We start from the raw sequence: 6,122 nt of genomic DNA, 5'->3' as shown, positions 1-6,122 counted from the left end.
TATGTGCGACGGGATTGCAATCATCCGCGTCGGATCACATTACGTGCGAACGGCATGTAAGCTGAAGAACACAGAGCGGATGCAATCGCAGCAACTGCCGTTCGCTGCACAGGCCATGAGCACGAAAGACGCGGACGAAACGGCCATTGCGATACCTTGTTGAAAGGTCCGCTTTCACTTAATCAGACAAGGGGAATACCAACATCAGGAGGTTTGAGCGATGCTTCAAATTTGGGGAAGAAGATCATCATCTAATGTCCAAGCATTGATGTGGTGCATCGGCGAACTTGGGCTTGCGCATGAGCGACAAGATGCGGGTCATATCTATGGGTTTACGGACACCGACGACTTTTTCGCTATGAATCCCAATCGTACAGTTCCAGTTCTACGTGACGGTGACGATGCGCCAATGTGGGAAACCGGTGCCATACTCAGGTATTTGGCCAGTGCTTATGGAGGAGAGCCGTTTTGGCCAGAACAAGTCAAACAGCGGGCACAGGTCGACAAATGGGCCGAGTGGTCCAAAATCAATGTTGCCCTAGGTTTTACAGCACCTGTTTTCTGGCGCGTCGTACGTACACCAAAACCGCAGCAAGACCCAAGTGCAATCGTCGATGCGGTCCAGAAACTTGAAGCAAAGTTGCTTATTGCAGAACGCCAATTATATGAAAATGAATGGCTGTGCGGATCAGATTTCACACTCGCGGACATCCAATTTGGCCACATCCTTTACCGATACTTTGACATTGAAATTCAGAGGCAGGATTTACCTTCAATAAGAAGGTACTTTGACGCTCTCATGGCACGCGAAGCTTACCGCGAACATGTTGCCATTTCTTATGAAGAACTGCGCGCCTCTCTACCTTCTTAGCCGCCATTCGGCCTTCCCGCAGCATCGGTCACATTGGGCTCGTTGGTTGAATCTGCTGCGGTTCGGTCGAACGGCTGGTCTGGGAAACGTCCCTTTTCCAGACGGCAGGGCGCTGCCAGACGCGGGACCACAACCACTGAAAGTTCTTGTCTTGAAATCCCGTCTGACAATCTAAGTTTAGCGCCTCAACAACTCGATGGGAAGGCTGGCACCTGAAAACACGTCGAAAACCCTGTTCGCACGTAATGTGATCCGAAGCGGATGATTGCAATCGCGTTGCACATAATCTGATTACGTTCGCAGCTAATGTGAGTTTGGCATCCCGGATACGATCATTTAATTCGAGCGAGAATCCGGGATGTTTGCAATCCGATCGCCGGATAAGTGCAATTCGTTACAGGTACTTCCCGATGAAGTGCATAGGGACCGATTGAAAAATGATTGTGTCGCCCATGATGAAATCACGCAGCTCGTCCCAGACGAGCTTTGCGAACGGAAATAGCAGCAAACTGATCGTAAGGACGCCGATCATGAATGATGGATTCTGCTCTGAATCAGAGTTCAACAGCATGACTAAAATAAGCCCGTAAAAGGCCAGTCCTATTACATATGCCCGCACCAAATAACGGCGGTTGATCGTGCCAAAAATACTCTTTAAAAAATTCATCTTGTTTCCTTTATTTCCATTGCCACCAGCGGCGGCGTTGCGCCATTTCGCGCCACGCATCCCGATCTTCTTTTGTCTCTGAAAGGCGCTCGCGCAGCTGCTCATTCTCAGCCTGCAATGCAGCGACACGAGCTAGCGTTTCCGAACTGTCGTTTTGGGTGTGCATAGATTGTGCAACCTCCACTGTGCGCACAGTGGAGGCGCTCCACCTATCAAGCTCATTGGGATCAATCTTCCAATGGTTCTTGTTGTCCCTGATAGCCTTTAATTCATGGTTTTTTATAGCCCTCATGATTGTCCACCTAGAGACAGATACAGCCTGTGCAGCTTGTGCAGGGGATAGGTGTGCAAGCACACTGTGCGGGGTGTGTATGTCTGCCATCATCGCACCGAGTAACTTTTGCACCATGTGGTGAACGTCTTTTCAATGCTGGTCGCATCTAGCGGGATTGATTTTTTTGTGCACCACTTGCGGAAGGTGTCAGCTAAGACACGAAGGTCAGGCACATGGTTCCCTTGAATGCGCGGTGCATTGTCCCGTGCGATACGGTCCCACGGCTGGGTGCCTTTAACTGATCCAGACGTAGGAAAGGTAAGTGCTGGCATTTCTGCCGCCCCATTCCGTCGCGCTTTGCGGCCGACTTTCGGGCGATCTTGTTCAGCCCTCACTTTGGTCAGGTCTTTTTTGACATCCCAAGCAATTTCCACCTCGGCCACAGTGCGCCCTATTTTGTGGTAAGAAACCGTCAGTTGCAGCCGCGTCACATCACTATTTATTTCGTTGATGGCTACGGACAGAACGTCACGCTTCAAGTCAGCGAACCGCTTGTGCTTTCCTTCTGGAACACCAAACATTGCTCGTAACTCTGAGACCGTGAAACGCTTGCTGGAAACGTATGTGAGGTTTTGCAGGCTGGCTATGTGTTGAAACAACAGTACCGAATATCGGCTCCCCAAATGGAACACCGCCTGACGATCCAGAATGGCCCAGTGGTTGGATTCCTGTGCCATGCGTCGAAACGTACGGCCAAAGCCCCATGAGATAGATAGATCACCACTGATCTCATCACGGTAATTAATTTGAGCCTCATCGAGTAGACCACCGATCGTCACTATGTGCTTTTCCAGATCATCACTAACGATCACAGCCGCCGCCAGTTCTGCAAAAAGCGGTGTGAGGCTGGCCCGATCATGGTTTTTCATACCCTCGATCTTACGCACATCAGATAGGCGCATCTGATGGGTTGTATCATCTGCCATTCGTCCGCCTGCCTTGCCTATCATCAGGTGCATCAGCTTGAGCGCCTGTAGGCTGGGCGCGTTCTGCATGTAGACACCTTGAGCAACCTCGCCAGGCAGCACAGTTTTGGTTTGGTCATAGGCCCGATCTGCGGCCACTTTTAGCGTCTTTCCCATGGTGGGTTTTATAATTGGGTTAATCCCACCTGTCAATTCCGTAAAATCGGCCCGATTTCCCACCTTTCCGGCCCGATTTCCCACCTTTCCGGCCCGAAACCCCACTTTAAACGGAGAAGTTTGTGGAAATTCAGTGGGTTATAATCCATGAACATATAGAACTTATAGAACAAGAAAGGCGCTACGCGCTTTTTGATAAAAATTTGAGGGTGTTTTGGTGCTTGTGGAGACGTTTCGCCCAACCATCCGACCTCACCACAGGCGGCTAAGGTCGGATTTTCTTAGAATTGATCAAGGATCAGATGGACCGGACCAGCCAGACTTGGGACGTGGTTTTGGTTGCTCAGGCTTTTCCAACTTTTCAGGAACGGGCTTCTGAGGTGTTAGCTCGTTTACCTGCGGTTCGAGAGGGAGATTCAAAGCATTAAGAATTTTCTGTCGAATGCTCTGAGGTTTGGCTTCGAACTTTGAAACCGCCTGTTCTCGCAGTTCATCGTTAATTTCATTCAGCTCGACCCAATCACCAACCAGCTTGAAATGCGCTAGTACCTGCCAGAGTGTACCACGCCAGCCAGCAGGGCTGATGATATCTTTGAAAGCTTCTCGGACAGATCCCCACAAAGGCGGGTCGTTTGGTTCTGGGCCGTTGTCTAAGGTTCGCTCTAGTTGGACTCGTTGTTGGCTTTGTTTTTCGCGACGGCGGCGCAGGCGATCTTCTTTTGATCGGATCGTGACGCCCTGAGAGGGCTGTGGAGCCTCTGTGACGCCCTGAGAGGGCTGTGGAGCCTCTGTGACGCCCTGACGAGCATTTCTGATCCGTTCCAGCTTTTCCGAATGCCGGCCTTTGCGTTCGATCTCGCGTGACTGTGGGCCTTCGTGGCCTTGTGGTTTGCGATCCAGTGCTTCTGCGCGAGCTAACATTTCGTCGGCCAGCTCCGGTTGATACTTTCGGTACTTCGGTTCTTCGGCCAACAGCTCAGCCCGTTGGGCTTTGAGACTGCGCCGATCAATCCTTTCATTGGACCCCGCTTGCAGCAGGAATGTATTTGCTGCTCGCTCCCATGTTTCCCGCGCCCGTTCGGTGCTGCCTTTCTCGGACATGCCGATGGCTCGCTTGCCCGTTTCGACATGTCGGTCGCGGATGATCAGGTGACAATGGGGGTTGTCGGCATCTTGCTCGTTGTCGTGGATCGCAGCGAGCCACGGAACGGGTTTGCCTTCGCTCAGCTCCTCGACAAAAGCACGGACCAGATCGACCCGTTGTTGTGCGTCGAGTTCCAGAGGTAAGGCTAGAGTCAGCTTGTCGATGACGCGTGCGTTTTTCCGATCACCAGCTTCCTGCTCATCAAGCCAACGGCGGGTCTCGCCGCGTTTGGTTGGCATGTGTTCACCGAAGGCAATGCGGCAGGCTTTCTCCCGCTCGATGTAATCGGCGTGAGCGCCTGCTGTTCCGGCGGCATGAGTGGAGCGACCCACTGTTTTGTGGCTGACGTGAAAGATTGCCATGGAGATATCGCTACCGTAGCGGCCCCCTCGATGTCAAGGGAGGGCGCACTTATGGGTTTTGTGCCAAAACCCGTGCGGTAGGTCATAGTGACCTACAAGAAACTCCAATCTTCAGGGCATTTCATGACCTAGATTTGCGCGGGTTTGCGACCTTCGGCCAGCACCCTTACCAAGCCGCCCTCGGGCGGCTCAAAACCTTCCTTCCCCTGCCTTATGGCTGGCGATGTCAGTCAGGTTTTGAAGAGCGCCGCGAGCCTAAAAAATCCACATGAGCGAGACGCCAAGTATCGAGCGATTGTGGAGTTTTTAGGCGGGCTTCAATCGGTGATCACTTCCCAATTCTCTTCGGGTTCTTCTGTGAGGATACGGCCCTTATCCGCCCCCAATCCTAGAGAATCCGATTGCACCTTGCCACACTCACAGGAAGCCAAGCCTTCCTCATGTCCCTCTGGGACTTGGGACCAGTGCCAGCTCTCGGCAACGGTGTTGCAAAGCTTGCAAAGGACGCGGAACGGCACGGCATTCGTCATGCGTGTTCTGCCTCATATGCTGCATTAGCCCAGCCGTAATCACTATCAGGAATATCGATACCGCGCGTTTCCAACTCACGTGCCAGCTCGTCTTTACGGCGGTTCTGTTCTTGCTTGGAAAGTGCTGACCACCATGTTTCTGGGGATGGCATGGTCATGCTGGTTGTCCGCCATGAGCAGCACGGTTCAGCACTTCTTCGGCCCATTGGTTCAGGCTCTTGCCTGACAGCTCTGCCGCCTGTGCCGCCTTACGGTGAACCTCTGGATCGACGCGGAACATCACACGACCGGAATACGGCTTCTGCGGCTCTTTCCCGATCTTGGCGCAGGTCTCAATGTAATCATCGACAGCTTGGTGGAATGCCTCTTTCAAATCTTCCACGCTATCAGCGTGGAAGCCGACACCGTCGCGAATACCAGCAATCTGACCAATCATGATGCCGTCTTCATCGTCATATTCGATGCGGGCGGAATATCCCTTGTAGGTCATGGTGTTTGTCATGGTGTCACCCCGATCCTTTCCAAAAATGTTCGGGCAGCTCGCACTTGATACCGCTTGGCTTCCTTAGCTGGGTGAGGACGATGGAACGTCTCAACTTCGTTGTCTTTCACGAAGCGCACCCGTGAGCCGTTACCCTCGATCACATCGGCTCCAGCCGCGATGAGCAGTTTCTCGATTGCTGCCCATTCGACCGTTCCAGACACGGGGTCTGTAAAAACGGTCGCAAGCGTTTTGCGGTGTTTGTTGTTCATGGGGTTATATAATACATGCTTGCAAAAAATGCAAGCATGTCATCATTGCGGGCCGCTATTTCCTCGGTTGCTGATCCAGAGATACAGAATGCCAAGGGGGGCAATGAAGATTGCGGCGGCGAAAAGCATACCATTGATGAGGTACTTGTAGTGAATTGCACTTATCCAGCGCTCGGATTGCAAACATCCCGGATTCTCGCTCGAATTATTTGACGCTATCCGGGGTGCCAAACTCACATTAGCTGCGAATGAAATCAGATTATGTGCGACGGGATTGCAATCATCCGCGTCGGATCACATTACGTGCGAACGGCATGTAAGCTGAAGAACACAGAGCGGATGCAATCGCAGCAACTGCCGTTCGCTGCACAGGCCATGA

8 protein-coding genes are annotated in these 6,122 nt (G+C 52.2%); 1 reads left to right on the top strand and 7 read right to left on the bottom strand.

Features of this window, described 5'->3' with window-relative positions; translation table 11 throughout:
* The first annotated feature begins 220 nt into the window (after positions 1–220).
* The gene (locus ACW9UQ_RS18155; RefSeq protein ID WP_458932401.1) at positions 221–871 is read left to right on the top strand and encodes a glutathione S-transferase family protein; all 651 of its coding nucleotides are present in this window, start codon (positions 221–223) and stop codon (positions 869–871) included.
* A gap of 394 nt (positions 872–1,265) precedes the next feature.
* Here ACW9UQ_RS18155 and ACW9UQ_RS18150 read toward each other — a convergent pair whose 3' ends face one another.
* The 7 genes from ACW9UQ_RS18150 to ACW9UQ_RS18120 all read right to left on the bottom strand — a co-directional run bounded on the left by ACW9UQ_RS18150 (position 1,266) and on the right by ACW9UQ_RS18120 (position 5,743).
* The gene (locus ACW9UQ_RS18150) at positions 1,266–1,598 is read right to left on the bottom strand and encodes a hypothetical protein (RefSeq protein WP_458932400.1); all 333 of its coding nucleotides are present in this window, start codon (positions 1,596–1,598) and stop codon (positions 1,266–1,268) included.
* Positions 1,549–1,920 (bottom strand): helix-turn-helix domain-containing protein, encoded by a 372-nt coding sequence (locus ACW9UQ_RS18145; RefSeq protein ID WP_458932402.1) that lies wholly within the window; start codon positions 1,918–1,920, stop codon positions 1,549–1,551. The genes ACW9UQ_RS18150 and ACW9UQ_RS18145 overlap by 50 nt, the downstream gene beginning before the upstream one ends.
* Positions 1,920–2,954: a replication initiation protein gene (locus ACW9UQ_RS18140; RefSeq protein WP_458932399.1), complete on the bottom strand. Its 1,035-nt coding sequence runs from the start codon at positions 2,952–2,954 to the stop codon at positions 1,920–1,922. Before ACW9UQ_RS18140 ends, ACW9UQ_RS18145 begins: the two co-directional genes overlap by 1 nt.
* Before the next feature lie 291 nt (positions 2,955–3,245).
* On the bottom strand, positions 3,246–4,460 hold the full coding sequence (locus tag ACW9UQ_RS18135) for a MobA/MobL family protein (protein ID WP_458932398.1): 1,215 nt from the start codon (positions 4,458–4,460) through the stop codon (positions 3,246–3,248).
* A gap of 526 nt (positions 4,461–4,986) precedes the next feature.
* Complete coding sequence (locus ACW9UQ_RS18130) at positions 4,987–5,148, bottom strand: hypothetical protein (protein WP_458932397.1); 162 nt, start codon at positions 5,146–5,148, stop codon at positions 4,987–4,989.
* On the bottom strand, positions 5,145–5,492 hold the full coding sequence (locus ACW9UQ_RS18125) for a type II toxin-antitoxin system HicB family antitoxin (protein ID WP_458932396.1): 348 nt from the start codon (positions 5,490–5,492) through the stop codon (positions 5,145–5,147). The genes ACW9UQ_RS18130 and ACW9UQ_RS18125 overlap by 4 nt, the downstream gene beginning before the upstream one ends.
* Positions 5,489–5,743 carry a type II toxin-antitoxin system HicA family toxin gene (locus tag ACW9UQ_RS18120; RefSeq protein WP_458932395.1) on the bottom strand — a complete coding sequence of 85 codons (255 nt, stop codon included), beginning with the start codon at positions 5,741–5,743 and terminating at the stop codon, positions 5,489–5,491. Before ACW9UQ_RS18120 ends, ACW9UQ_RS18125 begins: the two co-directional genes overlap by 4 nt.
* Positions 5,744–6,122: the final 379 nt, after the last annotated feature.

Source organism: Halovulum sp. GXIMD14793 (assembly GCF_054457435.1).
The sequence above is the reverse complement of the archived record's forward strand: the minus strand, read 5'-3'. Positions and strand labels throughout refer to the sequence as shown.